General features: G+C 63.3%; 26 protein-coding genes and 1 tRNA gene. 21 read left to right on the top strand and 6 right to left on the bottom strand.

Annotation, left to right across the window (positions count from 1 at the left end; genetic code table 11):
* The 3 genes from rpmF (at position 1) to AABD04_RS17925 (ending at position 2,753) form a co-directional block, all read left to right on the top strand.
* Positions 1-168, top strand: a complete 168-nt coding sequence (rpmF, locus tag AABD04_RS17935; RefSeq protein WP_027496033.1) for a 50S ribosomal protein L32 — start codon at positions 1-3, stop codon at positions 166-168.
* A 26-nt stretch (positions 169-194) separates the two neighbouring features.
* The gene (locus tag AABD04_RS17930) at positions 195-1,253 is read left to right on the top strand and encodes a VIT1/CCC1 transporter family protein (protein WP_341441969.1); all 1,059 of its coding nucleotides are present in this window, start codon (positions 195-197) and stop codon (positions 1,251-1,253) included.
* 315 nt (positions 1,254-1,568) lie between these two features.
* Positions 1,569-2,753 (top strand): RtcB family protein, encoded by a 1,185-nt coding sequence (locus AABD04_RS17925; protein ID WP_374230238.1) that lies wholly within the window; start codon positions 1,569-1,571, stop codon positions 2,751-2,753.
* Between the two features lie 120 nt (positions 2,754-2,873).
* Here AABD04_RS17925 and AABD04_RS17920 read toward each other — a convergent pair whose 3' ends face one another.
* Complete coding sequence (locus AABD04_RS17920) at positions 2,874-3,173, bottom strand: hypothetical protein (RefSeq protein WP_243593689.1); 300 nt, start codon at positions 3,171-3,173, stop codon at positions 2,874-2,876.
* 447 nt (positions 3,174-3,620) lie between these two features.
* Here AABD04_RS17920 and AABD04_RS17915 point away from each other — a divergent pair, with 447 nt between their 5' ends.
* Positions 3,621-5,339 carry a metallophosphoesterase gene (locus AABD04_RS17915; protein WP_243593688.1) on the top strand — a complete coding sequence of 573 codons (1,719 nt, stop codon included), beginning with the start codon at positions 3,621-3,623 and terminating at the stop codon, positions 5,337-5,339.
* 66 nt (positions 5,340-5,405) lie between these two features.
* On the opposite strand, the gene AABD04_RS17910 is transcribed toward AABD04_RS17915, so the two are convergent.
* On the bottom strand, positions 5,406-6,422 hold the full coding sequence (locus tag AABD04_RS17910; protein ID WP_243593687.1) for a magnesium and cobalt transport protein CorA: 1,017 nt from the start codon (positions 6,420-6,422) through the stop codon (positions 5,406-5,408).
* A 149-nt stretch (positions 6,423-6,571) separates the two neighbouring features.
* Between AABD04_RS17910 and AABD04_RS17905 the strand changes: the two genes are divergently transcribed.
* From AABD04_RS17905 to AABD04_RS17870, 7 genes are all read left to right on the top strand, one after another.
* Entirely contained in the window at positions 6,572-7,186 is a 615-nt protein-coding gene (locus AABD04_RS17905) for a trimeric intracellular cation channel family protein (RefSeq protein WP_243593686.1), read from the top strand.
* Positions 7,187-7,251: 65 nt separating this feature from the next.
* Positions 7,252-7,938 (top strand): response regulator transcription factor, encoded by a 687-nt coding sequence (locus AABD04_RS17900; protein ID WP_027496041.1) that lies wholly within the window; start codon positions 7,252-7,254, stop codon positions 7,936-7,938.
* A complete protein-coding gene (locus AABD04_RS17895; RefSeq protein WP_243593685.1) occupies positions 7,938-9,389 on the top strand; it encodes a HAMP domain-containing sensor histidine kinase in 1,452 nt (483 codons plus the stop codon). The genes AABD04_RS17900 and AABD04_RS17895 overlap by 1 nt, the downstream gene beginning before the upstream one ends.
* Positions 9,390-9,484: 95 nt before the next feature.
* Positions 9,485-10,993, top strand: coding sequence for a S1C family serine protease (locus AABD04_RS17890; RefSeq protein WP_243593684.1), 1,509 nt, complete (start codon positions 9,485-9,487; stop codon positions 10,991-10,993).
* 89 nt (positions 10,994-11,082) lie between these two features.
* Complete coding sequence (locus tag AABD04_RS17885) at positions 11,083-11,580, top strand: MogA/MoaB family molybdenum cofactor biosynthesis protein (protein ID WP_032377304.1); 498 nt, start codon at positions 11,083-11,085, stop codon at positions 11,578-11,580.
* A gap of 776 nt (positions 11,581-12,356) precedes the next feature.
* Positions 12,357-13,157 carry an MspA family porin gene (locus AABD04_RS17875; protein ID WP_243593682.1) on the top strand — a complete coding sequence of 267 codons (801 nt, stop codon included), beginning with the start codon at positions 12,357-12,359 and terminating at the stop codon, positions 13,155-13,157.
* A 125-nt stretch (positions 13,158-13,282) separates the two neighbouring features.
* Entirely contained in the window at positions 13,283-13,726 is a 444-nt protein-coding gene (locus AABD04_RS17870; RefSeq protein WP_243593681.1) for a hypothetical protein, read from the top strand.
* A gap of 143 nt (positions 13,727-13,869) precedes the next feature.
* Here the strand turns inward: AABD04_RS17870 and mscL are convergent, their stop codons facing one another.
* From mscL to AABD04_RS17850, 4 genes are all read right to left on the bottom strand, one after another.
* A complete protein-coding gene (mscL, locus tag AABD04_RS17865) occupies positions 13,870-14,343 on the bottom strand; it encodes a large conductance mechanosensitive channel protein MscL (protein ID WP_243593680.1) in 474 nt (157 codons plus the stop codon).
* A gap of 43 nt (positions 14,344-14,386) precedes the next feature.
* Positions 14,387-15,049 (bottom strand): SAF domain-containing protein, encoded by a 663-nt coding sequence (locus AABD04_RS17860; protein ID WP_243593679.1) that lies wholly within the window; start codon positions 15,047-15,049, stop codon positions 14,387-14,389.
* A gap of 87 nt (positions 15,050-15,136) precedes the next feature.
* Complete coding sequence (locus AABD04_RS17855; protein ID WP_243593678.1) at positions 15,137-15,493, bottom strand: FmdB family zinc ribbon protein; 357 nt, start codon at positions 15,491-15,493, stop codon at positions 15,137-15,139.
* 144 nt (positions 15,494-15,637) lie between these two features.
* A complete protein-coding gene (locus AABD04_RS17850) occupies positions 15,638-16,234 on the bottom strand; it encodes a 5-formyltetrahydrofolate cyclo-ligase (protein ID WP_243593677.1) in 597 nt (198 codons plus the stop codon).
* Between the two features lie 107 nt (positions 16,235-16,341).
* On the opposite strand from AABD04_RS17850, the gene AABD04_RS17845 reads away from it, so the two are divergent.
* The 10 genes from AABD04_RS17845 (at position 16,342) to AABD04_RS17800 (ending at position 24,341) form a co-directional block, all read left to right on the top strand.
* A complete protein-coding gene (locus AABD04_RS17845) occupies positions 16,342-17,295 on the top strand; it encodes a UTP--glucose-1-phosphate uridylyltransferase (protein ID WP_037192236.1) in 954 nt (317 codons plus the stop codon).
* Positions 17,296-17,328: 33 nt separating this feature from the next.
* On the top strand, positions 17,329-18,588 hold the full coding sequence (gene glp, locus AABD04_RS17840) for a molybdotransferase-like divisome protein Glp (RefSeq protein WP_243593676.1): 1,260 nt from the start codon (positions 17,329-17,331) through the stop codon (positions 18,586-18,588).
* 72 nt (positions 18,589-18,660) lie between these two features.
* The gene (locus tag AABD04_RS17835) at positions 18,661-19,308 is read left to right on the top strand and encodes a GNAT family N-acetyltransferase (protein ID WP_243593675.1); all 648 of its coding nucleotides are present in this window, start codon (positions 18,661-18,663) and stop codon (positions 19,306-19,308) included.
* A 145-nt stretch (positions 19,309-19,453) separates the two neighbouring features.
* Positions 19,454-20,323, top strand: coding sequence for a divisome protein SepX/GlpR (gene sepX, locus AABD04_RS17830; RefSeq protein ID WP_243593674.1), 870 nt, complete (start codon positions 19,454-19,456; stop codon positions 20,321-20,323).
* 55 nt (positions 20,324-20,378) lie between these two features.
* Positions 20,379-20,451, top strand: a tRNA-Ala gene (locus AABD04_RS17825).
* A 109-nt stretch (positions 20,452-20,560) separates the two neighbouring features.
* Complete coding sequence (locus AABD04_RS17820) at positions 20,561-21,097, top strand: acyltransferase (protein WP_279395650.1); 537 nt, start codon at positions 20,561-20,563, stop codon at positions 21,095-21,097.
* 243 nt (positions 21,098-21,340) lie between these two features.
* Complete coding sequence (locus AABD04_RS17815; protein ID WP_243593673.1) at positions 21,341-22,225, top strand: glycosyltransferase family 2 protein; 885 nt, start codon at positions 21,341-21,343, stop codon at positions 22,223-22,225.
* A gap of 365 nt (positions 22,226-22,590) precedes the next feature.
* Positions 22,591-23,043, top strand: coding sequence for an effector binding domain-containing protein (locus AABD04_RS17810; RefSeq protein ID WP_243593672.1), 453 nt, complete (start codon positions 22,591-22,593; stop codon positions 23,041-23,043).
* Positions 23,043-23,477, top strand: coding sequence for an effector binding domain-containing protein (locus AABD04_RS17805; protein ID WP_335741472.1), 435 nt, complete (start codon positions 23,043-23,045; stop codon positions 23,475-23,477). The genes AABD04_RS17810 and AABD04_RS17805 overlap by 1 nt, the downstream gene beginning before the upstream one ends.
* A 189-nt stretch (positions 23,478-23,666) precedes the next feature.
* Positions 23,667-24,341, top strand: coding sequence for a ScbR family autoregulator-binding transcription factor (locus AABD04_RS17800; RefSeq protein ID WP_243593670.1), 675 nt, complete (start codon positions 23,667-23,669; stop codon positions 24,339-24,341).
* Positions 24,342-24,421 lie beyond the last annotated feature (80 nt).

The raw sequence follows: 24,421 nt of genomic DNA, 5'->3' as shown, positions 1-24,421 counted from the left end.
ATGGCTGTTCCGAAGAGAAAGATGTCGCGCTCGAATACCCGAAGCAGGCGAGCACAGTGGAAGGCCGTTGCGCCGGATCTGGTGACGGTGCGTTTTCAAGGTCGAGAGTTCAGAGTGCCGCGGAGATTGGTCAAAGCAGTCCAGGCCGGGGTGTACGACCCGAGCTGATCGCCGACGGGTCTATCTTCACATTCATGAACGATGGACCCAGCTCGCGAGATGTGAAGCGATGGCGGCAATACCTCGCAGACGAGCGGGCCGAGGCCGCCGTCTATCGCGATCTGGCCGGCCGACGCAGCGGCGAGGAGCGAGAGATACTGCTCGCACTCGCCGATGCGGAAGGCCGCCACGAGCAGCATTGGCGAAATCTGCTGGGTGAGCGAGTCGGCATGCCGCTGAAAGGCGACATCCGTACTCGAATCCTCGGGGTATTGGCACGCCGATTCGGTTCGGTGTTCGTACTCGCGCTGGCCCAACGAGCCGAAACCCGTTCGCCGTACGCCACCGACGCCGACGCCACGGAGGCCATGACGGCCGACGAGCAGATCCATGCCGAGGTCATCAGGGCGCTGGCAGCCCGCGGTCGCAATCGACTGTCCGGCACCTTCCGGGCTGCGGTGTTCGGGGCCAACGACGGTCTGGTGAGCAACCTGGCTCTGGTCCTCGGCATCAGCGGCTCCGGGGTGTCGAATCAGATCGTCCTGTTCACGGGTCTCGCGGGCTTGCTCGCCGGCGCGCTGTCGATGGGTGCGGGCGAATACGTCTCGGTCCGCTCGCAACGCGAACTGCTCGAGGCGTCGTCCCCGGACAGCGCGGCGCGAGATGCCGTCCGACACCTCGACGTCGACGCCAACGAACTGGCACTGGTGTACCGAGCCCGAGGAATGACGCAGCAGGAGGCCGACGCCAAAGCGGCGGAAGTACTGCGGCTATTGCCTGCGGACGAGATGGCTCCCGACGTCGACCAGCACGAGTCGATCGGAACCGGCCTCGGTGCGGCCGGGGCCAGTTTCTGCTTCTTCGCCTCCGGTGCCGTCATCCCGGTCCTGCCGTACCTGTTCGGCCTCGAAGGTTATGTGGCACTTGCCGTTGCGGCTGTCCTTGTTGGGCTGGCACTGATCTGCACGGGCCTGGTGGTGGGACTGCTCAGTGGTGGGCCGCCGGTCAAACGTGCTCTGCGCCAGCTGGCTATCGGCTACGGGGCGGCCGGTGCGACATATCTGTTGGGCTTGGCATTCGGTGGGGGAGTGTAGAGACCGGCGTCCTGGGCAGGTTTGCACACTAGTGGGTCCCATCGACGGGATCCCGTCCGAACAGGGCACTTCCGTGCATTCAGTCCCACCACCTGTCGAAATAATTCGCTCGCGTGGGCAAGGTTTCGCTCGATAGGGTCCTCGTCATGCGCGCAACCGTTCTGTCTGGTGCCGCTCTCGACACGAGAGCCGTTACGAGCCTTGTGCTGCGCGCGTATTCACCGGAGCGATTGGCCGCTCTCTGCGGCAAACAAGCTCAACTTGTGAATCGACCCATCGAATAGCGCCCTCTTGTGTAAGGGGGCAGGAAGGAACATCGTGCCCCCGAACAAGGTGGGCTTGCGTTTGCTCAATTGGGCGTCACAGCTCGAGGACAAGACACTCGAGCAGGCCCGTGAGACAGCGTCGATGCCGTTCGTGCATCCGCACGTCGCCCTGATGCCCGACGCTCACAGCGGTATGGGAAGCGCAGTCGGAACCGTGATCCCGACATTGGGTGCAGTGATACCGGCTGCAGTCGGAGTCGATATCGGCTGCGGAATGATCGGCGTCCGAACAGAATTCACCCTCGCCGACGTCGACGGCCGCAATCTGACGGACTTGCGACTCGCCATCGAGGCAAGCATCCCGCTGTCGCCGGGCAACTACAACGCCGGTGTGGATCGATGGCAGTTCACTGCGCCCAAGCTGGTCGAACTCGAGGAGTTGGCGGCCAAGGACGGTGTCGAGCTGAATCATTCACCGCAGTGGCGTGAACAGCTCGGTTCGTTGGGCGGCGGCAATCATTTTGTCGAGCTGTGCCTCGACGAAACCGATCGTGTATGGCTGTTTCTGCACAGTGGGTCGAGGGGCGTCGGCAACAAGATCGCGAAGAAGCACATCGCGATCGCGCAGCGTCTGTGTGCCCAGTGGTGGATCTCGTTGCCCAACAAGGATCTGGCGTACCTGCCCGAGAGTGCGCCTGAATTCGGACGGTACATCCGAGATCTGAAGTGGGCGCAGCGGTTCGCTTACCTGAACCGGGCCGAGATGATGGACCGGTTCGGCGCGTTGTTCGCCGAATGGATGGGAACCGACGATCATCGCGAGGTCGAGCGGATCAATTGCCATCACAACTACACGGTGAAGGAAACGCACGCTCAGAAGGATGTGTGGCTCACACGCAAGGGCGCGGTAGACGCACACGAGGGTGTCAAGGCGATCATTCCCGGGTCGATGGGAACTCGTTCGTATGTGGTCGTCGGTAAGGGCTCGCGGGCGGCGCTGCGCTCTGCTCCTCACGGTGCCGGGCGGCAGTTCTCGAGGACCGAGGCCAGGAAGCGGTTCACCCACGAGAACCTGCGCGAGCGGATGGTAGGGATCGAATTTCGCGACAGTGCCGACTTCATCGACGAGATTCCCGATGCCTACAAGTCCATCGATGTCGTGATGGAGGACGCCCGCGACCTGGTGACGATCGAGCACGAGTTGCGGCAGATCCTCAACGTCAAGGGGACCTGAGCGCGGGTTCGTCCCGTGGTTCGGCCACACTTCTGTCCTGTGCGGCTGAACGACAAAAGACGCGCGTCGAGATCTGCTCTCGGCGCGCGTCTTCGGTCCACAAGGAGATGAAGCGGAAGCTCAGTCCTCTTCGGGGCAGGAGAAGGTGACCGTAACGTTGCTGCGGTCGATCGGTGCGAAGTACACCGAGCGCATGGCTGTTGCTTCGCGATCTGCGTAGGCGCATCCATTGATCGGGCCATCGAGCTTGATCAGCATGAGGTTGCCGGTGTCTTTGATCGTCGCGCGAGCCTCGGAAATGGAACTGCCCTCGATGTCATCCTCGAAATCGGGGACAGCATCTGCTGCATTCGCCATCGGCGCGAATCCGATCGCGCAGGCAATGGACAACGTGGCAACGGCCAACGACTTCTTCAACATGACATCTCCTCGGTTTCAATCTGTTGGCTCCTGCTGACTGATTGCGGCCACAGGGGCGTGTGCAGTCACCGGAGGTGTATAACTCACGTTGAACTTCAGCCAGCCAGTGCTGACCTTAAGTTTCGTGCTCAGACTAGCAGCGCATGCGGTGTTCCGGCGCGCCAGTCGCCGATCGACTATGTCGCATATGTTGCTTATATCTGGTTGCGCTGTGGGAAGGGACGATGGACGTCGGACTACGTGTGCCATGGCCAATCTTGCCCAGTTCATTGCACTGACGCGTACCTGCCGCAACCAGGAGTTCCTAGATTCCCCGTCCGAGCTATCTTCCCGACCCCGACGGGATTGTCCGCGTTCGTCCCGTTGTGCGTCGTTGTTCTCGTACTGTTCACTCAACTGCTTCGCTTGGTTAACGGATAGAGCGGGCGTCGCCTTCACCATCGATTCATGACGCTCAATCCCGCAGGCGAGACCGTCGCGACCGGTATCCCGGGCACGCTCGCCGAGAACATGACCATGGCCGAGCAGCACGATTGGCATCGGTCGTTCCTGCGGCGGCACCCGGTCAGTCGACGAAATTTCCTGGTGGGGGCGGCCGCGACGGCCGCCGCGGTAGGCGTCGGGAATTCGGTGTTCGCACGTAACGCCTACGCGCAGGATGCTCCGCTGGCGGTGGCTGGGCGGCACATGGGATTCGGAAACGACCCGGCGACACAGCTGCGATTCTCCGCCCAGCTTTCGCGCAATCCCGGGATCACCGGAGTCTTTCTCGATCACGGACCCACACCGGCACTCGGCGCGACGACGTCCGCGGAGGTGCGCAACCTGATCAGCCAGGTGCCGCAGACCGACGGCGGCATCCTCTCGGCCGAGCAGTATTACGTGCACGTACCCGTGGACAATCTGACGCCGAAGCTGCCGCATTACTACCGCTGGCGCACCGCCGACGGCTTCGTCAGCGACATCCGCAGCGCATCTCCTGCCGTGCCGACCGGTCGTATCGCTCCGTTCCGGTTCACGATGATGGGCGATCAGGGCAACGACGAAACCCCCTCGCAACCGGAGGGTTTGGTTGCCGGCGACTACGACGATCTGTACTACAAGGCAGACAACGAACCGTCGGTCAAGCACGCGCGCAACATCAATCGTCAGATCGCGGCCTCGCACCCGGATTTTCACATTCTGGCCGGTGATATCGCGTACGCGGACCCGTCGGGTTCTGGTGTTCCGCCTCAGTTCGCCAAGCACGGACAGACCCCACCGAAGGGATTCGACAAGTTCAACCCGTTCGTCTGGGACGGCTATTTCCAGGCGATCGAAGCCAGTGCGTCGACCGCGCCGTGGTTGTTCGCCACAGGCAACCACGACATGGAGGCGCTGTACAGCCCCAACGGATACGGCGGCCACGCAGCGCGTTTGGATCAGCCGACCAACGGGCCGAAGGGCTGCCCGTCGGCCTACTCGTTCGTCTACGGCAACACCGCGGTGCTCTCGCTCGACGCGAACGACGTCAGCTACGAGATCAAGGCCAACACCGGGTACAGCGGTGGAGCCCAGAACACCTGGGTGGAGCAGACTTTGGCGAAATACCGGGCCGATCCGAACATCGACTTCATCGTCTGTTTCTTCCACCACTGCGCGTATTCGACCACCTCGACGCATGCGAGCGACGGCGGTGTGCGCGACGCATGGGTGGCACTGTTCGACAAGTACAAGGTGGATGTGGTGCTCCAAGCGCACAATCACGTCTTCGAGCGCACCGATCCGATTCGTGGCAATCGCGCGACTCGGGTCGCCGGTGACAACGCCACGGTCAACGGAAAGACCGACGGCACCGTGTATTACACCGTCGGCGGTGGTGGTCGTCCGCGCTACACCTTCCAGGACGGCGAGGGCGTGAGCTACCGCGGCAACGAGTTGCCCGACACCGCAGTTCCGAACAGCTACGTGTGGGCACCGGACGGCACCAAGTCGGCCGAGTCCATCACCTGGTCGAGGGTTCGATTCCTGAACTACTCGTTCGTCAGAGTCGATGTGGTGCCGGGTCTTCCGGGCATCAAGGCCAGCACGATGACCATCGGTGCCATCGACGAATACGGCAATGAGTTCGACAGGTTGACGTTCACTCGAGACATCCCGGTGGGCCCGATTTTCGGCTCTTCCTAGGCTCTCCCATGTGCGCGGAAATTCGACCCCTGCTACGAACTTCCGTGCACGTGCGGCGAAGCCGCTCTACAGCCACTTCTGACGCTTGAACACCACGTACAGTGCTGTCGAGCAGAGCACCATGGCGACCAGGGCGAGTGGATATCCCAAGTGCCACTTCAATTCGGGCATGTCCTCGAAGTTCATGCCGTAGATGGCGGCGACCAGGGAGGGTGCGAAAAGAATTGCACCCCAGGACGAGATGCGCTTGACCTGCTCGTTCTGTTCCAGGCTCACCTGCGTCATGTTGCGCATTTCCTCGTTCTGTTGTTGCGCAACCATGGTCGAGTGCACGGTCATCGCGTTCTGCAGGATGGACCGGAATGCCTCGATGCGGTCGGAGATGCGGATCGCATGGTCCAGGACGTCGCGAAGATTGCGCTGCAGTTCGACGTCGACGTGATACTTGTCCGATCCGCGCTTGAGGGATTCGATCATCTCGACCAAAGGCTTTGCGGCGCGGTCGAATTCGGACACCTCACGCAGCAGTGAATAGATGCGACGCGACACGCTCGGATCGCCGGTGAACAGTTGATCCTCGATCTCGTCGATGTCGGTCTGCAATCCCTTGATGACGGGAACGTACTCGTCGACCACTTGGTCGAGGATGCCGTACAGAATCGCCTCTGGCCCGAGTCCGAGCAACTCGGGGGATTCCTCAAGCCGGTGCCGCACCTTCCCGAGCTCGGGCGATTCGGCGTGACGAATGGTGACCACAAAATCCACGCCGAGAAAAATGTGCAATTCGCCGAATTCGACCTTTTCGGTCTCGTCGATATATCTGGCGGGGCGCAGTACGACGAAGAGCTGCTCGGCATAGCGTTCGAGCTTCGGTCGCTGATGGGCTGCGATCGCGTCCTCGACGGCCAAACGATGTAGGCCGAATTCGTCTGCAACTGCGTTGATTTCACGGAGCTCGGGACGATAGAGGCCGATCCATGCCATTCCGTGGCGATCCCGCATGCACTCGAAAGTGATATCGAGGCTTTCGGGATTCGCAGTTCGCTTCCCCTCGACGTAGACGGCGTTGTCGACGATCGGCACTTCGGGTCACCTCGGTTCGAGAAAGAAGCGTGCCGGACGGCACCCGATCGAGACTATCGCCTGAACGTAGGGCGATGCAGCAGCGAGTGCACCCAGGACCCTCGCATGTTGCTGTGAATCCGCCGTCGATGCCGTGACATGCTGATCCGATGCTTCTCGACCTCCTCGGCTACCTCGGTATCGCAGTCTTCGCGGCGTCGGGTGCTTTGATCGGAGTGCATCGCCGGTTGGATCTGTTCGGAGTCTGCGTCGTCGGAATCACGACGGGTATCGGCGGTGGAGTCATTCGTGATCTTCTCCTCGGCATTCATCCGCCGACGTCGCTGGACACGTGGCCGAACGTCACCGTCGGCTTCTGTGCGTCGCTGGCCGTCTTCGTGGCGCACCGACAGATGGGCAAGGTGCGACGCGGTGTTCTCGTGCTCGACGCATTCGGCATGGGACTGTTCGCTGCGACCGGCGCGACGATCGCGTTGGCGGCCGGCGGGAGCTCCCTGTCGGGAGCCCTCATCGGCACCACAACCGCGGTTGCCGGCGGCGTGATTCGAGACGTGCTGGTCAACGAGGTACCGCTGTTGCTTCATCGGGATCTGTACGCTCTGCCCGCCCTGCTCGGCGCGACGACCGTCGTGTTGGCCGATGTTCTGACCCTTCCGGAGAACGTGGGACTCGTCGCGGGAACAGTGCTCGCGACGGGGTTGCGACTGCTTGCGCTGTGGCGAAAGTGGAACCTCCCGCTGGCCCGCAACCTTCCGAGCCTGTAGGCGGTCGTCGGTGGAGTAGGTACCCCTCTCAGCCGTATCTCAGTCGACCAGGACAAACTGTACGAATGCGGATTTTGGTGGTCGACGACGATCGAGCAGTGCGTGAGTCGCTGCGTAGGTCGCTGACGTTCAACGGGTACACCGTGGACCTGGCGGTCGACGGGCTGGATGCGCTCGAGCAGGTGGCTGCGGCGCGGCCCGACGCGTTGGTGCTCGACGTGATGATGCCTCGGCTGGACGGCCTGGAGGTGTGTCGTCGACTGCGCAGTGTCGGTGACGATCTGCCGATCCTCGTCTTGACGGCACGGGACTCGGTCTCCGAGCGTGTCGCGGGCCTCGATGCCGGTGCCGACGACTACCTGCCCAAGCCGTTCGCGCTCGAGGAACTGCTGGCCAGGCTGCGAGCGCTGCTTCGCCGCACCGCGATGGAGGCGGGTATCGACTCCGAGACCATGACGTTCGCGGACTTGTCCTTGGACCCGGTCACCCGTGAGGTCTCGCGCGGCGAACGCTCGATCAGCCTCACCCGAACCGAATTCTCGTTGCTCGAGATGCTGATGACCAATCCGCGCCGAGTGCTGACCAGGAGTCGCATCCTCGAGGAAGTCTGGGGCTACGACTTCCCGACGTCGGGCAATGCGCTCGAGGTGTACGTCGGCTATCTGCGGCGCAAAACCGAGGCGGAGGGGGAGTCGCGGTTGATCCACACCGTTCGCGGTGTCGGATACGTCCTGCGCGAAACGCCTCCGTGATGGTCGCTCCGTTCGGACGCAAGACGCCCGAGAGTGTCGGCTCGTCGCCGGCGGCGATGCGACCTCCCATGCCGCTGACGCGGTCGGTGTCTCTGCGGTGGCGGGTGACGTTGCTCGCGGCGTCCGTGGTCGCGATTGCGGTGGCGGTCATGGCGATCGCGGCGTACACCGTGGTTTCACGAGCGTTGTACGGCGACGTGGATACGCAATTGCGTTCGCGTGCATCGGCTTTGGCGGAATCGAGTCTGGTCTCCTACGACCCGCGGTTCGTGGCGGGAGCCACGCTGTACAGCACCGACGTGAGTGTGGCGCTGATCTATCCGGATATGACCAGCTACAACCCGCCCGGGCCGAAGGTCCCGATCGGGGACGCCGAAGTCGCCGTGGTGCGCGGGGATCAGGAATTCTCGCTGCGCACGCTCGACGATCAGCGGGTGCTCGCGCAACGAACCCAGGACGGCAGCACCCTCATCGTTGCGCAGAGACTGCTGCCTACCGGCAAGGTGCTCGATCGCCTGGCCTGGGTGCTGCTCGTCGTCGGTGCCTTCGGAGTGGTGTTGGCTGCCGGAGCCGGAATGGCTGTGGGACGCACCGGCTTGCGGCCGATCGCTCGGTTGACCGCCGCGGCCGAGCGCGTGGCGCGAACCGATGATCTGACGCCGATCCCGGTGACCGGCGACGACGAATTGGCGCGTCTGACCGAGAGTTTTAACACGATGCTTCGGGCGCTCGCCGAATCTCGCGGCAGACAGAGCAGATTGGTTGCCGACGCCGGTCACGAGCTTCGGACTCCGTTGACCTCGTTGCGGACCAACATGGAGCTGCTCATCGCAGCGGGGCGCCCCGGTGCACCGTCCATTCCCGACGACGACATGGCGGAGTTGCGGACCGACGTGGTTGCGCAGATTCAGGAACTGTCCACGCTGGTGGGAGATTTGGTCGATCTGGCGCGCGAGGATGCGCCGGAGACGGTGTTCGAGCGCGTCGACCTGGCCGACGCCGTCGAACGCAGTCTCGAGCGGGCGCGCCGTCGCCGCAACGAGATCGACTTCGATGCAACGCTGATGCCGTGGTTCGTCTACGGCGATCAGGCGGGACTGTCGCGGGCCGTGCTGAACGTGCTCGACAACGCAGCAAAATGGAGCCCGAGCGGCGGCGAGGTACGAATCTCGATGCAGCAGATCGGGGATGGCCTGCTCGAATTGACGGTGGACGACGCCGGGCCGGGTATTCCCGAGGAGGATCGTGAGCTGGTGTTCGAGCGCTTCTACCGCTCGACGGCATCGCGCTCGATGCCGGGATCCGGTCTGGGACTTGCCATCGTGCGACAGGTGGTCGTCAAACACGGCGGCACCATCGGGGTCGAGGTGTCCGAGCGGGGTGGTGCGCTGATCCGAATCGTGTTGCCCGGTGAGGGAGCGTCGGAACCCGGGACACTCTCGGCAAACTGATAGCCGGATCTCAGCGCCCTCTCAGTACCGCCCTGCACAGTGAGTAGCAAGAAGGCGGGCGGACCTCTGGGTCCCTACTGAAGGAAGCAGCAACGATGAGCGACGACCGTAACGAATCCGAACAGACCGGACAGGGTGCCGGTGGCGAGCAGCATCCGGCGGACCGGGCTTCGCGCGGCGACGAGCAGAACTACTCGACCCAGCAGCATCCGACCCGGCAGCATGAGACACAGCAGCATCCGACCCAGCAGCTCCCCCCTCAGCAGGGTTATCCGCAGCAGTACGCCGGTTACGGCCAAGGTGCATACCAGCCCGGCTACGGACCGTACGGCCAGCAGGGTGACCCGCGCAGTACCCAGCACACGCAGGCGCATCACGCCCAGCCTCAGAATGCTGCACCGCAGACGAATTCGGCACCGGGCACGGTGAAGGCGCGCCCGGGTCGGTCCGCGTTGGTCGCCGGAGCGATCGCGCTGGTTCTGGTCGGGGGCGGCATCGGCGGCGCAGTCGGTGCGATTGCCACCAACAATGCCAACGGGAACGGTGGGGGAGCCACCAACTCGCTGAACTCCTCGGTCACCGCCGCGCAGCCGGCCGCCAACTTCCCCGACGGCTCCGTCCAGGCGGTGGCCAACAAGGTCCTGCCGAGCGTCGTACAGATTCAGGTGAAGGGCTCACAGGAGGAGGGCGAGGGCTCGGGCGTCATTCTCAGCAGTGACGGCTTGATCCTCACCAACAACCACGTCGCGACGGGCGCGGGTGCCAACGGCCAGCTCACTGTCGCGTTCTCCGACGGCTCGGTGGCCGACGCCACGATCGTCGGTGCCGATTCGGTCTCGGACATGGCCGTCATCAAGGCCGAGGGCAAGTCGAATCTGACGCCCATCGAGCTCGGTTCCTCTTCGAATCTGGAAGTGGGACAGCAGGTTGTCGCTATCGGTTCCCCGCTGGGTCTGGCCGGCACCGTCACCACGGGCATCGTCTCCTCGCTGAACCGGCCCGTGTCGACGTCCGGCGAGTCCGGCAATCAGAACTCGGTGATCGACGCCATCCAGACCGACGCCGCGATCAATCCGGGCAACTCCGGTGGTGCGCTCGTCAACACCGACGGTCAGTTGATCGGCATCAACACCGCGATCGCCACGATCGGCGGTAGCGGGGGATCGGGAGCGCAGAGTGGCTCGATCGGACTCGGGTTCGCAATCCCGGTCGATCAGGCCAAGCGCATTGCCGACGAACTGACCACCACGGGCAAGGCGACTCAGGCCATGATCGGGGTGCAGGTGCCGTCGCAGGACGATGCCAACGGCGCAACCGTCGTCGAGGTCACCGAGGGCGGACCGGCAGCGGCTGCGGGCATACCGCAGGGCGCGGTGATCACCAAGGTCGACGATCGCGTCGTCTCCAGCGGTGACGCGTTGATCGCAGCTGTGCGATCGCACGCTCCGGGGGATTCGGTCACCATCACCTACACCGAGGGCGGTAGCGAGAAGACGGTGAACGTGACGCTCGGCACTGCCGAGCCCGTAGCTGCGCAGCCGCAGACCCAGCGCCAGGAACAGCAATTGCCGTTCCAGGTCCCGTCGTTCCCGGGCGGTCGCTGATGTTGCGGGAAGCAGGCAGGCACGGCACGGTTGCAACGATTTACGCACAGCGTGAGCCGGGTAGAGGCCTAACTACTACGGTGAGCGGTATGGAACTCGACGCACCACTGGCAGGGCGCGCGTTGGTTGTCATCGTTGACGACCGAACCGCGCACAGCACCGAGAAGGATTCGACGGGCCCACTCGTCACGGAACTGTTGACCGAGGCAGGCTTCCTGGTCGACGGTGTCGTCGCTGTGACGGCGGACGAAGTGGATGTCAGGAACGCCCTCAACACCGCAGTGATCGGTGGTGTCGATCTGGTGGTCTCGATCGGAGGCACCGGCGTCTCGCCCCGTGATGTGACCCCGGATGTCACCGCGGAGGTGCTCGATCGCGAGATCCCGGGTATCAGTGAGGCGCTGAGATCGTCGGGACTGGCGGCCGGTTCTCTGGATGCGGGTCTCTCACGCGGGTTGGTCGGTGTTTCCGGCAGCACGTTGGTGGTGAATCTCGCGTCCTCGCGGGCCGCTATCCGCGACGGGATGGCGACGCTGACGCCATTGGCAAGTCAGGTCATCGCCGAGCTGTCCGGGTTGGACGCATAGCGATACCGATGAGCAACGAGCCGAGAGACGATCGATCGGCCGAAGACGACGCGAGCCGGGCCCGAGCAGAACGGGCCCGGCTCGCTCGTATCTTCGGTGAGGTACTACCGGAGACGACCGGGGACGAGCGAAACGACGCTCCGGACGCGGAGTCGAGCGGTTCGAAGTCGGACGAATGGTTGAAACAGCAGCGACCACCTCATTACTTTTGATGTGATCCACGACACATTTTCTTGGCTGGAATGACAGGTCTGTTAGTTACTCGTTTACCTAGCGTTAGCGAGCTACCCGGTAGTAGCTACGGTCGCTAACGGTCGAAACGGGCTCGGTGGACGTATTCCAGACCGGACTATCGGGCCGATCCGATCATGGATGCGCGAGGGTATTCCCACATCAGGGTCGGTTTACTCGTATGAGGCGGATGTAACAGTTCGGCCCCTGTGAGAGATGCTGTGACGCGGGTTATCGCTAACACGGCTGTGAAAGTTGTTCACGCCGCGGAAACACATCACAGAACGGCAACGTTCGAGGGCCGATCGTAGGGATTGTCACGGTCAGGCAACTCCTCTAATGTTCCCCTCAGCTTCCGACAACGAGGGCGTGGGACCGACCGGTGCCGCGCCCTTCACCACGGGACTGCAGGATCGAGGATGTGGCCTTCACGGCTCCATCCGGCTCGGGCTCGTACGCATCGTTGCGTCCGATCTAGTTCGAGGGTGAAAGCCACAAGCTTCCCCGTGCGACACCGCGCTGGGACTGAACATGATGAGGAATAAATGACGGAGATCCAGAAGTCGCGGCGCAGCCGGGGACTCAAGTCCATGAGCGTTGCAGTTGCTGCCAGCGCCTCGGTAGTCGGCCTGGTGCTCGGTACCGGAACCGCTTCTGCCGCTGTCGACAGCGCGAAGTCCATCGTCGACGCCGATGGCAACACGGTGACGTTGACCCTGTCCGACTCCTTCGTCAGTGGCGTTGCGCCTCTCGACGGAAACCCGCTCACCCGTGAGTGGTTCTACGACGGCCGCGCGACCTTCGATGTTCAGGGCCCCACGGCTGACGAATTCGAGGGCACCCTCACCGCCGGCCTGCAGATCGGCTACCCGTTGAGCCTCGACGGTGGAGTGTCCATCGAGTGGGCTTCGCCTTCCGCCAACCTCGGCATCAGCAGTGGCAACGACTCCACCATCGGCATCGATGGCACGCTCGGCGATCTCATCCCCGATCCGACTACCGGACTTCCCGATCTCGACGCGGTCCCCCTCAAGAGCACCGCTACCTCGGGCAGCGGCCTCGACGTCGGCGTCCAGCTGATCCCGCAGGCAACTGCGACCATCGATCTCGCTCCCGGCGGCGGCGTCGTTCAGTCCGAGAGTGCAATCGCCACCTTCAACGAAGAGGCGAACATCTCCAAGACCGAAGGTGACGCTGCAGGCGCACAGGGCTCCATCCAGCTCGCTGGCGTCCACGGCACAGCAACGGGCATCCTGGGCAACGTCACGGTTCGTCCGTACGTCACCCTGCTCAGCGCCAAGGGCGACTCGATCACCACGTACGGCCCCGCAACCCGCCTCAACTGATCTTCTTCGGTTGATTCTGGTTCGCTAGTTCCTCCGGTTCAGGCCCGCATGGATTCTCCGTGCGGGCCTGAACTATGTTCGCCGTAAGCACATTTCGACGTTCAAGGAAAGGTTCAGAAGTAGTGATGCATCGCAAAGCCCGTCTCACAGTGTTCGCAGCAGGAGCCGTCGCAGCTCTCGGATTGGTTACCGGCTGCAGTAGCAGTGACGAGGGGGCCACCGGTCAGAACACCGATGCATGCAACACCTTCGCCGCCGACCACAACACCTTTGTCGGCCTGGTCACCGCCGGACCGGGGTCGGCAGCCAACATCGAGAAGTGGACAGCCGACAAGCAGGCTGCCGTCGACGCGTTGAAGTCGGTACCAGGCACGGCCTCCGGCGACGTCGCGTCCGCTTCCTCCACGTTCGTGGAAGCGCTGCCCGCCGACACGCTCGAACTGTCGGAAACCGACAGCGCATCCGGCAAGGCCTTCGTCGACAACGGTGCAGCCGTTGCCTCGGCGTGCGAGGCCGACGGCACCACGATCACACTCGACGAGTTGCCTCTCACTACCTTCACCAACTGATCGCCTGAAGGCCCTCTCTGCCTGCCTCATCACCCCCCGAAAGAATGAATGCGCCATTCACGCTGTCAGACAACGTGAATGGCGCATTCAATCGGACAGGGTGACCATCACAGCCGCATCGGCCGCGTCCGGACGGCCAGGGGTCAGTCCTTGGAGTGCTTACCCAGATCCGGCGCGGAATCGATCGCGTCGCCGCTACCACCGGTGGTGTCGGCTCCGGTCGACAGTTTCTGTCCCGCTGCGGTTCCCCCGGCGAGGATGTCGCGAATCTGCACCAGCACGTCGACGTCGCTCAGTTCCTTCTCCGGCTGACTGACGAAGCGCTTCTTGGCGGTGTTCACCGGCAGAATGAGCACGAAGTAGACCACTGCGGCGATGATGATGAAGTTGATGATCGCCGTGATCACCGCACCGATGTTGACGAACGATTCCGGGGACGACGTGATGTTGAAGCCGAAGCCGTATTCGTTGCTGCCACCGAGGGCTGCGACAAGAGGATTGATGATGTTCGTGGTGAATGCGGTGACGATGGCGGTGAATGCCGCACCGACGACCACCGCGACTGCGAGGTCCACGACGTTGCCGCGCAACAAGAAATCTTTGAAGCCCTTTAGCATGAGCCCTTCTCCCAACGTTCGGATTGTTCTGTCCGGAGAAACGTTAGTGCAGGGTGACGGTCAGCGCGCTGACCAACGATGCGGCGGCCACCGTCGTCGCGTCGTTCGTCGGTAGTGCCAGCAGCACCACCCGATCTCGCTGCCGACTGTCACCGGCGTCGGCCGAGATGAGCACGACCATCGCTCCCGACGCCAGCACCCGCGCCGCGGGCACTGCGTTCGGGTCTTCCTGGGACTCGACGGTCAACACGTCGACCCGATCGCCTTCGCGCAGTAGGTCGGTCACTGCGGCATCGGCGAGATGCACAGGTACGACGCGTGCCTCGGTCCCCAGGGCCGTCGTAGCGGTCCGAGATCCCAGTAGGCGCACGTCGGTGAGTAGTTCGCCCGCTCGGACCGGCCCGGTGAGCGTCTGACCCTCCACAGCTCCCGTGTCGACGAGCGCGCCTTCGGGAACACCGGCCGAGTCCCAGTCGGCGACCACCACATCGGCCGAGGTCAGCACCGTCCCGGGCGTCAAATCGCGTCCGGCCGTGATCACCTGGACCCGATTGTCGCCTGAGGCGTCGTCGACGAACAACACCAGTGCGACCGCGACCAGCACACCTGCCGCGATCCGTCTGACTTTCGGGGATCCGACCCACACCGGACGCAGCGTGATGCGATCGAGCAGCGTCGAGTCGAGTCGGTTCGTGCGAGCGGTCATGCTGGAACGCTATCGCCGACAACGGCGGCTCCGACGCCGAAAAGGCCGGGCTGTGGATAACAGCCCGGCCTGTGGATGAAGCGAAAGTTACTGGCTCGCAGCAGCTTTCGTGGTGGTCGAGGAAGAAGATTTGCTCGACGACGACGAATCGGAAGATTTCTTCTCGGCGGGCTTGGAGTCGGACTTCGATTCGGTCTTGCTCTCCGATTTCGCGGCCGCCGCGTCGGACTTCTTCTCGCCTGCGCCCTCACTCGAGGTGCCCGAGCCGCCGCGGCTGTCGGTGCGGTAGAAGCCACTGCCCTTGAAGACGATGCCGACCGAATTGAACAGCTTACGAAGCTTGCCCGAGCACGCCGGGCACACCGTCAACGTGTCGTCGGTGAAGGACTGAACGATGTCGAATCGGTTGTCGCACTCGGTACATGCGTATGAGTAAGTGGGCATCGTGTTTCCTCCGCGCTGGTCACCGAGGAGATTCGGCGCTCTACTGGCCGAGGTCGAACACCGCCGGTGTCTTGTCTGTTCGTCGAAACTGGGGAGAGCATTAGCACTCTACAGTCAGGAGTGCCAACGAATCGAATCGTACCGTTATTCCGTACTCAAGCGTACGAGTCCGTTGCTCGGGGTCACCACGTGCGTCACCCGTCTGTCGTGTGGTTCTGCCGGTAGACGATCGACCAGTTCGCTGTCGCGTACCACCGCGACCAGCACGGCGTCGGGTGCGCACAGGTCGAGGGTGCGGTCGTAGAAGCCGGCACCCCGGCCCAACCTGGTCCCGCTCCGGTCCACGGCCAGCGCTGGAATCAGCACCAACGAGCACGCCGACACGGCGCCGGGATCGAGGAGAGGTCCCGACGGTTCCAGCAAACCGAACGGGGCCGTCACCAACGACTCGCGTCCGGCGTACCGAGCCCAGCGCAGCGGGCCCGGTTCGTGCGCACTCGGGAGCAGAACGGTGGACCCGGCCGCGGCCATCGCGTCGAGCATCTCGATGGATCCCGGCTCACGGCCGACAGGGACGTATGCGGCGACGGACGGGTGTTCGGCCGCCAATTCGGCGAGGACGTGACAGAGTGCAGAAGACTCCATCGCGCGTTGCGCACCGTCGAGCAGTCGGCGTTCGGCGAGAACATGCTTCCGCCATCGATCCTTGGACGTGTTTTCCGTGAATTCGGGAACGGTCACAACGATTCGTCCTCCCTTCCTGTGCAGTCGTTCAACGATATGCACTCGGGGGTAGAACGCAGCACACGCCGAGCAGATCACCAGAAACCATGGATAGGGTGAGCACCATGACAGAAGCCGTTACAGCGACGACCGCCGCCACGCCCGTGCATTTCCGCACGGCCATCGTTCCCGCAGCGGGCATGGGTACCCGGTTCTTGCCGGCGACGAAAACCGTTCCGAAAGAACTGCTTCCAGTGGTCGACACTCCCGGCATCGAGCTCGTCGCAGGCGAGGCCGCTGATTCCGGCGCGCAGCGACTCGTGATCGTCACGTCCCCCGGCAAGGACGGCGTCGTCGCTCACTTCGTCGAGGACCTCGTACTCGAGAACAAGCTAGAGGCCAGTGGCAAGCTCGAGATGCTCGAGAAGGTGCGGGTCGCACCCGGGCTGCTCGACGTCCAATCGGTCATTCAGCACGAGCCACTCGGACTCGGGCATGCCGTCGCCTGCGCCGAGGAAGTTCTCGACGACGACGAGGATTCCGTCGCCGTTCTGCTGCCCGACGATCTGGTGATGCCCCGCGGTGTGCTCGACGTCATGGCCCGCGTGCGCGCCAAGCGCGGTGGCTCGGTGCTGTGCGCCATCGAGGTCCCCGACGACAAGGTCTCGTCCTACGGCGTCTTCTCCGTCGAGATCGTGCCCGACGCGGTCAACCCGAACGTCCTCAAGGTCACCGGTATGGTCGAAAAGCCCAAGCAGGAGGACGCTCCGTCCAACTTGGCAGCGGCCGGACGCTACCTGCTCGACCGCGCGATCTTCGACGCACTGCGTCGGATCAAGCCCGGTGCCGGCGGCGAGTTGCAGCTCACTGACGCCATTGCGCTGCTGATCGAAGAGGGTCATCCCGTGCACGTGGTGGTGCACCGCGGATCGAGACACGACCTCGGAAATCCCGGGGGATACCTGCGCGCTGCGGTTGACTTTGCTCTACAGCGTGACGACTACGGCCCGGCGCTGCGCGAATGGCTGAACGAACGCCTGAGCGACAGCTGGGCACCGGAACTGACCACGTACGAATAGCATCGCGGGTCGATGCCATAGAGGAAGGGCCAGATGCGCTCGGTCGAGGATCAACAGACCAGAGTGACCGCCGCGGCGGTGGCTCCACGGCCTGTTCGGGTCGCCATCTCGGAGGCACAGGGCCTGCTGTGCGCGGAAGAAGTGGTCACCGAGCGTCCCCTTCCCGGTTTCGACCAGGCGGCGATCGACGGCTACGCGGTACGAAGCGTCGATGTCGCGGCCGCGGGAACGGACCTGCGCAACGAGGACGACGAACGCATCGATCTGACGCTTCCTGTCGTCGGTGAGGTGTCCGCGGGGTCGCGTCAACCCATCCGCTTGCAACCGCGTCAGGCAGTGCGAGTCGATACCGGCGCGCCGCTGCCCACGCTGGCCGATGCGGTGTTGCCGTTGGATCGAACCGACAGCGGCCGTGCCCGAGTCAAGGTGTTCCGTCCGGTTCGCTCGGGTGACTACGTCCGCAAGATCGGAGACGACGTGCAGCCCGGTGACGTGGCGGTCCGTGCGGGAACGATCATCGGCGCAGCTCAGGTGGGACTGCTCGCAGCCGTCGGTCGTGACAAGGTGCTGGTGCACCCGAGGCCGCGTCTGTCGGTCATCTCTGTGGGCGGCGAGTTGGTCGATACCGATCGGACCCCCGGGCCCGGCCAGGTGTACGACGTCAATTCCTATGCACTCGCCGCAGCAGCGCGCGACGCCGGAGCCGACGTCAACCGCGTAGGGATCGTCAGCACCGACCCCAAGCGCCTGCGTGAGGTGGTCGAGGGTCAGCTGATTCGATCCGAGATCGTGGTCATCGCCGGAGCGGTGGGTGGCGGCGCGTCGGACGGTGTGCGTGAGGCGCTCGGCGAACTCGGTGACATGGAAGTCGAGCGAGTTGCCATGCACCCCGGATCCGTTCAGGGCTTCGGTCAACTCGGACGCGACGAAGTACCCACCTTTCTGTTGCCGGCCAACCCCGTCAGTGCGTTGGTGGTGTTCGAGGTCATGGTGCGTCCGCTGATTCGCATCGCTCTCGGCCGGCGGCAGCCGCTGCGCCGGACCGTCACTGCTCGCACCGTCGCGCCGATCACCTCGATCGAGGGCCGCAAGGGATTCCTCCGCGGCCAACTGATGCGCGACGAGGGGACCGGCGAATATCTGGTCCAGGCACTCGGCGGCGCACCCGGATCGTCCTCGCATCTGCTGGCCACGCTCGCCGAGGCGAATTGCCTGGTCGTCATCGATCCCGAGGTCACCGAAATCCGAACCGGCGAAGAAGTGAAGGTCTCGTTCCTCGCGCAGAGAGGCTGACGCCATGTGAGCGGTAGTTCGTAGTGGGGTACGAATTTCCATGCACATGCGCGCAGCGCATACGATCGACGGATGCCGCGAACGTGGTCGAGCCACCCAGGTTGGCCGGCGAAATTGGGTCCAGTGAGAGTGGCCGGCGGAACTGTCACGTTGCGGCCGGTACGGGTGCGCGACGCGGCCGCCTGGAGTCGGATTCGTACTGCGGATCGCGCCCACCTCGAACCCTGGGAGCCCAGTGGCGAGGGCAGCTGGAATTCGCGGCACCACATCTCCTCGTGGCCGACCCTGTGCTCGGGCCTCAAGTCCGAGGCGCGCAAGGGACACATGCTGCCGATGGTCATCGAAGTCGACGGTGAATTCTGCGGGCAGATCACCACCGGAAACATCGTGCGGGGAGCACTGCGTTCGGCCTGGATCGGGTACTGGGTCTCCAAGGACGTCAACGGCAAGGGCGTAGCCACCGCGGCTCTGGCGCTCGGTCTCGATCATTGCTTCGGTCCCGTCGGACTGCATCGCGTCGAAGCGACGGTGCGGCCGGAGAACCTTGCCAGCCAAGCAGTTCTACGTAACGTCGGCTTTCGCGAAGAGGGACTGCTCTACAAGTATCTCGACGTCGACGGCGAATGGCGCGATCACAAGCTCGTCGCGATCACCTCGGGTGAGGTGCAGGGAACCGTCGTCGATCGGTTGGTGCGCGCCGGCCGGGCCGCGTGGGCCTGACGCCCGACCGCGTCTCGAGTCTCATGTTGTCAAAGTGACAGGAGTGTAATTCCGGTCGGCGCGTCTGCGTCGTTCTCACCCGTCCTCCACATAGCCTGATGACGTCTCGACTGTCGCCGTCATCCAAGGGAGGAGAACTTCGCCGATGCCGAACTCGATCATCTGGATCGGTCTCGTAGCCGTCTGGCTCTTCGTTCTTCTGCCCATGCTGATGACCAAGCGCCCCCAGATCATGCAGACGACTGATGCCGCGCTCGCCACGCGTGTGCTGCATCGGGGTGGCACCAAGCGAAAGCAGCGCGGGCCCGCAACCGGGCACCGCAGCGATCCGCACTGGCGACCGGAGGACGACCTTCGGGTTTCCGCGCCGGCTAGCGAGATCTTCGGCCCGAAAGTCGCGACCGTTCGTCCAGACTCACCCGATCTACCCGGTACCGCGGAGGACCCGATGGACACTCACGCAGCAGAGAACGACCTCGACAGCGATGCACCGGTCGAGGGACCTTCGCGCGGGAGGGCACCGTCGCACGAACCGGGCGTGGTCGACGACGATTTCGTCCCTCGCCGACGCGGCCGCGGTGGTTTCGATCCCGAGGCCGACGCGCTCGCCCGAGCTGCCCGGTACGCCTTCCGCCAACGCGCAGTTCTGGGGCTGGTCTTCGCGGCCATCACCACAGCGGCATTGGCGTTCATCATCTCCCCGACGGTCTGGTGGCTGTGCGGGTTGTCCGTCGCCGTCCTCGCCGGTTATCTGTACTACCTGCGACGGCAGGTGCAGATCGAAGAAGAGGTGCGGCAGCGTCGGCTCACCCGAATGGGTCGGTCTCGGCTGGGCGTGGAATCGGAGACCGACGACGAGCTCGCGCTCGTCCCACAGCGTCTGCGTCGCCCCGGTGCGGTGGTGCTCGAGATCGACGACGAGGATCCGGAGTTCGAGCATCTCGACCACTACGAGGAGCCGTTCCAGGCGAACCGTGACGAGGATGGAGACTTCCGCAGAGCGCAGGGCGCGTAGGTACCGCCCGAAGCGGCTTTGCTAGAGTTACGCAGCCGGTCGGCACGACGGCAACGGGGCTGTGGCGCAGTTGGTAGCGCGTCTCGTTCGCATCGAGAAGGTCAGGGGTTCGATTCCCCTCAGCTCCACCGAAAACGGAAACCGCCACTCATCGGGTGGCGGTTTTTTCGTTGTCCGTCACGTTCACTCGCGCGCGGGATGTGGGACTCGACTCGTTCCCACGGCTAAGGTTCGCTCATGCGCTGGTGGCGGGGGTACGTGACCGATGATGTTCGTTGGGCTCTGTTTCAGGTGCGGCAGTCGACGGTCGTGTCGTTGGCCAACTGCCCGGTTCTGCCCGCGATCCTGCGCGGGCACGCATTGCGGGGCGCGCGCGTACGAGTCGGGTCGGCGGCGCTGGTGTACGGCGGACAGATCATCCAGGGGCGGGGCACGCTGCGGCTCGGTGCGGGCTCCTTCGTGAACCACGGCTGCTACTTCGACACCGTGGCGGACATCCGCGTCGGCGACGGGGTCTTTCTCGCAGACCACGTGCGGGTGCTGACCAGCACCCACGAGATCGGTGGACCTACTCGTCGAGCCGGTCGGCTGGTCGGTCGGCCGGTGTCGATCGGAGCCGGAACGTGGGTGGGCTCTGGTGCAGTGATCATGCCGGGCGTTCGGATCGGCCCCGGGTGCATCATCGGTGCGAATGCTCTGGTGACGAAGGATTGTGACCGTGACGGGGTCTACGTCGGCAGCCCGGCGCGGCGAGTGCGGAGCCTGGACGGCTAGTCGGCCCACAGGGCCCAAACGGGAAATGCCCCTGTTTCGGCTCGGCATGGCGGGATCGAAGTTCGTCCGATGGGTTGCTTTCGTAATTCGTATTGTTTAAGGCCGACAATTCGGCAAAGTATTTTCCTCTGGTAATGAGGTAGCATCATCTGCGTCCGCGGCTCGGATATCGAGAATGCGCAATTCACGTAAGCACATCGAGCCACACGATTGCCAAAAACAATTTGTCAGGGGTTGGCACGGGTGAACACACTGTCGGTTGTTGTTCCTGCATTCAACGAATCGGCCCACATGGGTGATTGCCTGGATGCATTGCTCGAACAACGTGAGTACATTCACGAAATCATTGTCGTCGACAACAATTGCACCGATGACACTGCTGCGATCGTGCTCGATCGCCGACGTCGATTCCCGATGGTGACCCTCGTGGCCGAGTCCGAGCGGGGCGTCGTGCACGCACGGAACACCGGTTTCGATCACGCGAGCGGATCGATCATCGGACGCATCGACGCCGATACACACATCGGGCAGGGTTGGGCGAAGTCGGTTCTGGACTTCTTCGATCGGCGGCTGGACTACGCCGCGGTGACCGGCCCGATCAACCTCTACGACTCGCCCTGGGCCGCGCCGTATCGGGCCTACGTCAGCTACACCACCAAGCGCAAGCCGGATGAGCTGCGCGTATCCGCCGCGTCCGGCAACAACTTCGCCATCCGCCGCACCGCTTGGCAGGCGGCCCGCGATCGAGTGAGCCTGCGGACCGATCTGCACGAGGACATCGATCTGTCGCTGTGCCTCTACCGCGTCGGGTTGCAGATAGCTCAGATCAAGTCCATGTGCGTCGAGGTGTCGGGGCGTCGACTGCTCACGCCGCCTCTCGAATACCGCCACTACGTCGCGAGTTCCTATCGGACCTGGTCTTTCCATGGTCTGGCGAACAAGTCGTTGCGTCGATTGTTGGTCGCGGACATGATCCTGCACACTCTGCATTGGCCGCTGACGCGAATGCTGTCCACGTGTGATTCACGAATTCTCCCGGTTTCGCATTCCGATACCAGCGTTACGTCGGACCGGCATTTGTCATCTCTCCCTCGAGGCGAATTCGCGACGGCCGCGTCCGGAAAGTGAATTTTCGGAGAATTCGATCTCGAATGACAGCGATGTGATCAGTTCTCCGTCAGTCACCCCCGACGATCGGGAAGTTCGGGGCGAACGGCATTTCCTTCGCGGCGGAATGCGTCCGCCGCTGACCACGGTCGAGCCGTCCCCCGCCGTCCGTAGGGCGGCTCGTCCACCGGCGGGTGGAGGCCCTCCCGAGGACCGAGTCGCGGAGAGACGGTCGAGAAGTTGCTTAGCAGTTAAAACAGGCTTGAAGTATGGTTGATCGATTGACGATCGATGTACCCGTCGCGCCGGTAGATTGACGGGCGATATTGTGAACGGATCGGTTCCGAGCACTGCATCTGCCCCTGCAACTTCTCTACGGAGTGTGAATGACGTTCGAGATCGTCGACCTCGCTGAAACGTGGGTCGCCGGTCTTCCCGTTCGCAGCCCCAAACGGGCGCTCGGTCGCCTCAACGACCCGGCCCTCGACCAGGCGTGGTCGGCAGTTCTCAACCAAGAGACTTCGGGTCCGCTCGCTTCTATTTATACCGACTTCGCCCCTGGTATCGGCTCGTACAATACGCAGATAGTCGGTTATCTGTGTTCTTCACTAGGTCAAGTTGCACGCGGACATCTGGTTGCCAAAGTGCCGGCGGCGAAATACGCGCGATTTTCTGCGGTGGGGTATTTCCCCGAGGTTCTCACGCGACTGTGGACTCAGATCGATCATGCCGAGGAGCAGGGCGAAATAGTGCGATCGTTCACCGGCGACTACGAGTGCTATCCGCACGCGTACAAGATCGACCTCTATCTGGCGATCACTGCGCCCGGAGGTTCGTGATGAGCTTTCGTGTTACGGCACGCAGCGCCGAGTTGTTCAGTGGGCTGGTGGCACCGCGAGTGCAACCCGGCGCGGAATCGAGCGGCAGTGAGTGGATGCGATTCCTGCGAGATCGTGTGCGCGAGAAGAACATCGACGCGGTCCAGGTCAGCACCGTGTACGTCCCGGATCCGCACGGCACGGTCAATGCCGTCGTCGCCGTTCCGGTGGACTCGCCCGGTGACGTCGCCGTGGGAGATGTGTTCGTCTCGATACCGACCGGTGTGTTTGCCGTTTTCACGCCGAGCGGCGCGTTGGCGGATCCGATCGAGGATGTGTGGGCTCAGGTGGACGAGTGCGTTTTGTCCGGATCTGTATTTCGCGCATACAAAGAGGAAGTCGAAGTCGTTACAAACTCGGGAGAGGTGGAACTTTTCATTTCAATCGTCTTGTGAACGAGGTGCTCTTCATGCAATTGTCACTTTCGAATCACAAAGTCGCCGTCGAACCGGTTACCATTGGCGGGCGCTGGCAGTCCGCAATGGCGATGTGAATTCGATGTTCACCTCGTTCGGTCGATGTATAGGCAGCGCGAACAGAGCGTCGATGTCATGGCAAGGTCGACAGAGCAGGGGTGTTCCAGCATGGTGAGACAACTCAGGGCAGAAGCAACACGCGCGGCCGCATTGCGCGCGGCGGCAGATCTCTTTCTCGAAGTGGGGCACGCGAATGCCACGCTGAGTCAGGTGTCTGCACAATCCGGTGTGACCAAGGGCGCGCTCTACTTCCACTTCGCGTCGAAGGAGGAGCTGGCCCGCGCCATCGTCGACGAAGGTCATGAGCGCGTGTCGACCGCGTGCGCAGGGATGGTCGACAGCCGTAGCCCGGCACTCGAATCCGTCATCGGAATTTCGTACTCGGTACTCGAGCTGGCGGCCTCGGACCCGCTGGTTCGTGTCATGTACCGATTGCAGATGGAGATCGACGGATCCGACACCGCCCGAGGCAGTGTTTTCGGCACGTGGGGAAACATTTTCGAGCATCTCTTCGAGCGCGCCATCGTGCACGGCGATGTCGCAGACCACCTGGACTCGGGCAACGCGGCCTTGCTGGTGTGCGAGATGCTCGCTGGCGTTCTGATGGTGTCCGAGGCGCAGTCGCGTCTGGAGGACGCCCCGTCGCGCATGGAGAAGGTCTGGAACACGGTCCTTCCCTCGCTGGTGCCGACCGACAAACTTCCCTACTTCCGCGAGTTCGCGGCACGCAGTCTGTCCAGTTTCGTGCGTGAGAACGTCTCGTCGGGATCGGTCACCGTCTGAGGGAATTCCGTGATCTCGGGGTGCTTGCCGCGCATCGGGTAGCCGGGCACACTGTGTGATATGGAACACACTGCACAAGA

The organism is Rhodococcoides navarretei (assembly GCF_038069675.1).
GTDB lineage: Bacteria > Actinomycetota > Actinomycetes > Mycobacteriales > Mycobacteriaceae > Rhodococcoides > Rhodococcoides navarretei.
The sequence above is the reverse complement of the archived record's forward strand: the minus strand, read 5'-3'. Positions and strand labels throughout refer to the sequence as shown.

Coding starts and splice junctions, on each gene's coding strand:
- AABD04_RS17875 (WP_243593682.1), top strand. CDS start 12,357: ATGACGGAGATCCAGAAGTCGCGGCGCAGCCGGGGACTCAAGTCCATG.
- AABD04_RS17870 (WP_243593681.1), top strand. CDS start 13,283: ATGCATCGCAAAGCCCGTCTCACAGTGTTCGCAGCAGGAGCCGTCGCA.
- AABD04_RS17860 (WP_243593679.1), bottom strand. CDS start 15,049: ATGACCGCTCGCACGAACCGACTCGACTCGACGCTGCTCGATCGCATC.
- sepX (WP_243593674.1), top strand. CDS start 19,454: ATGCCGAACTCGATCATCTGGATCGGTCTCGTAGCCGTCTGGCTCTTC.
- AABD04_RS17885 (WP_032377304.1), top strand. CDS start 11,083: ATGGAACTCGACGCACCACTGGCAGGGCGCGCGTTGGTTGTCATCGTT.
- rpmF (WP_027496033.1), top strand. CDS start 1: ATGGCTGTTCCGAAGAGAAAGATGTCGCGCTCGAATACCCGAAGCAGG.
- AABD04_RS17905 (WP_243593686.1), top strand. CDS start 6,572: ATGCTTCTCGACCTCCTCGGCTACCTCGGTATCGCAGTCTTCGCGGCG.
- AABD04_RS17820 (WP_279395650.1), top strand. CDS start 20,561: ATGCGCTGGTGGCGGGGGTACGTGACCGATGATGTTCGTTGGGCTCTG.
- AABD04_RS17930 (WP_341441969.1), top strand. CDS start 195: ATGAACGATGGACCCAGCTCGCGAGATGTGAAGCGATGGCGGCAATAC.
- AABD04_RS17855 (WP_243593678.1), bottom strand. CDS start 15,493: ATGCCCACTTACTCATACGCATGTACCGAGTGCGACAACCGATTCGAC.
- glp (WP_243593676.1), top strand. CDS start 17,329: ATGCGCTCGGTCGAGGATCAACAGACCAGAGTGACCGCCGCGGCGGTG.
- AABD04_RS17915 (WP_243593688.1), top strand. CDS start 3,621: ATGACGCTCAATCCCGCAGGCGAGACCGTCGCGACCGGTATCCCGGGC.
- AABD04_RS17805 (WP_335741472.1), top strand. CDS start 23,043: ATGAGCTTTCGTGTTACGGCACGCAGCGCCGAGTTGTTCAGTGGGCTG.
- AABD04_RS17800 (WP_243593670.1), top strand. CDS start 23,667: ATGGTGAGACAACTCAGGGCAGAAGCAACACGCGCGGCCGCATTGCGC.
- AABD04_RS17835 (WP_243593675.1), top strand. CDS start 18,661: ATGCCGCGAACGTGGTCGAGCCACCCAGGTTGGCCGGCGAAATTGGGT.
- AABD04_RS17895 (WP_243593685.1), top strand. CDS start 7,938: ATGGTCGCTCCGTTCGGACGCAAGACGCCCGAGAGTGTCGGCTCGTCG.
- AABD04_RS17890 (WP_243593684.1), top strand. CDS start 9,485: ATGAGCGACGACCGTAACGAATCCGAACAGACCGGACAGGGTGCCGGT.
- AABD04_RS17920 (WP_243593689.1), bottom strand. CDS start 3,173: ATGTTGAAGAAGTCGTTGGCCGTTGCCACGTTGTCCATTGCCTGCGCG.
- mscL (WP_243593680.1), bottom strand. CDS start 14,343: ATGCTAAAGGGCTTCAAAGATTTCTTGTTGCGCGGCAACGTCGTGGAC.
- AABD04_RS17810 (WP_243593672.1), top strand. CDS start 22,591: ATGACGTTCGAGATCGTCGACCTCGCTGAAACGTGGGTCGCCGGTCTT.
- AABD04_RS17845 (WP_037192236.1), top strand. CDS start 16,342: ATGACAGAAGCCGTTACAGCGACGACCGCCGCCACGCCCGTGCATTTC.
- AABD04_RS17900 (WP_027496041.1), top strand. CDS start 7,252: ATGCGGATTTTGGTGGTCGACGACGATCGAGCAGTGCGTGAGTCGCTG.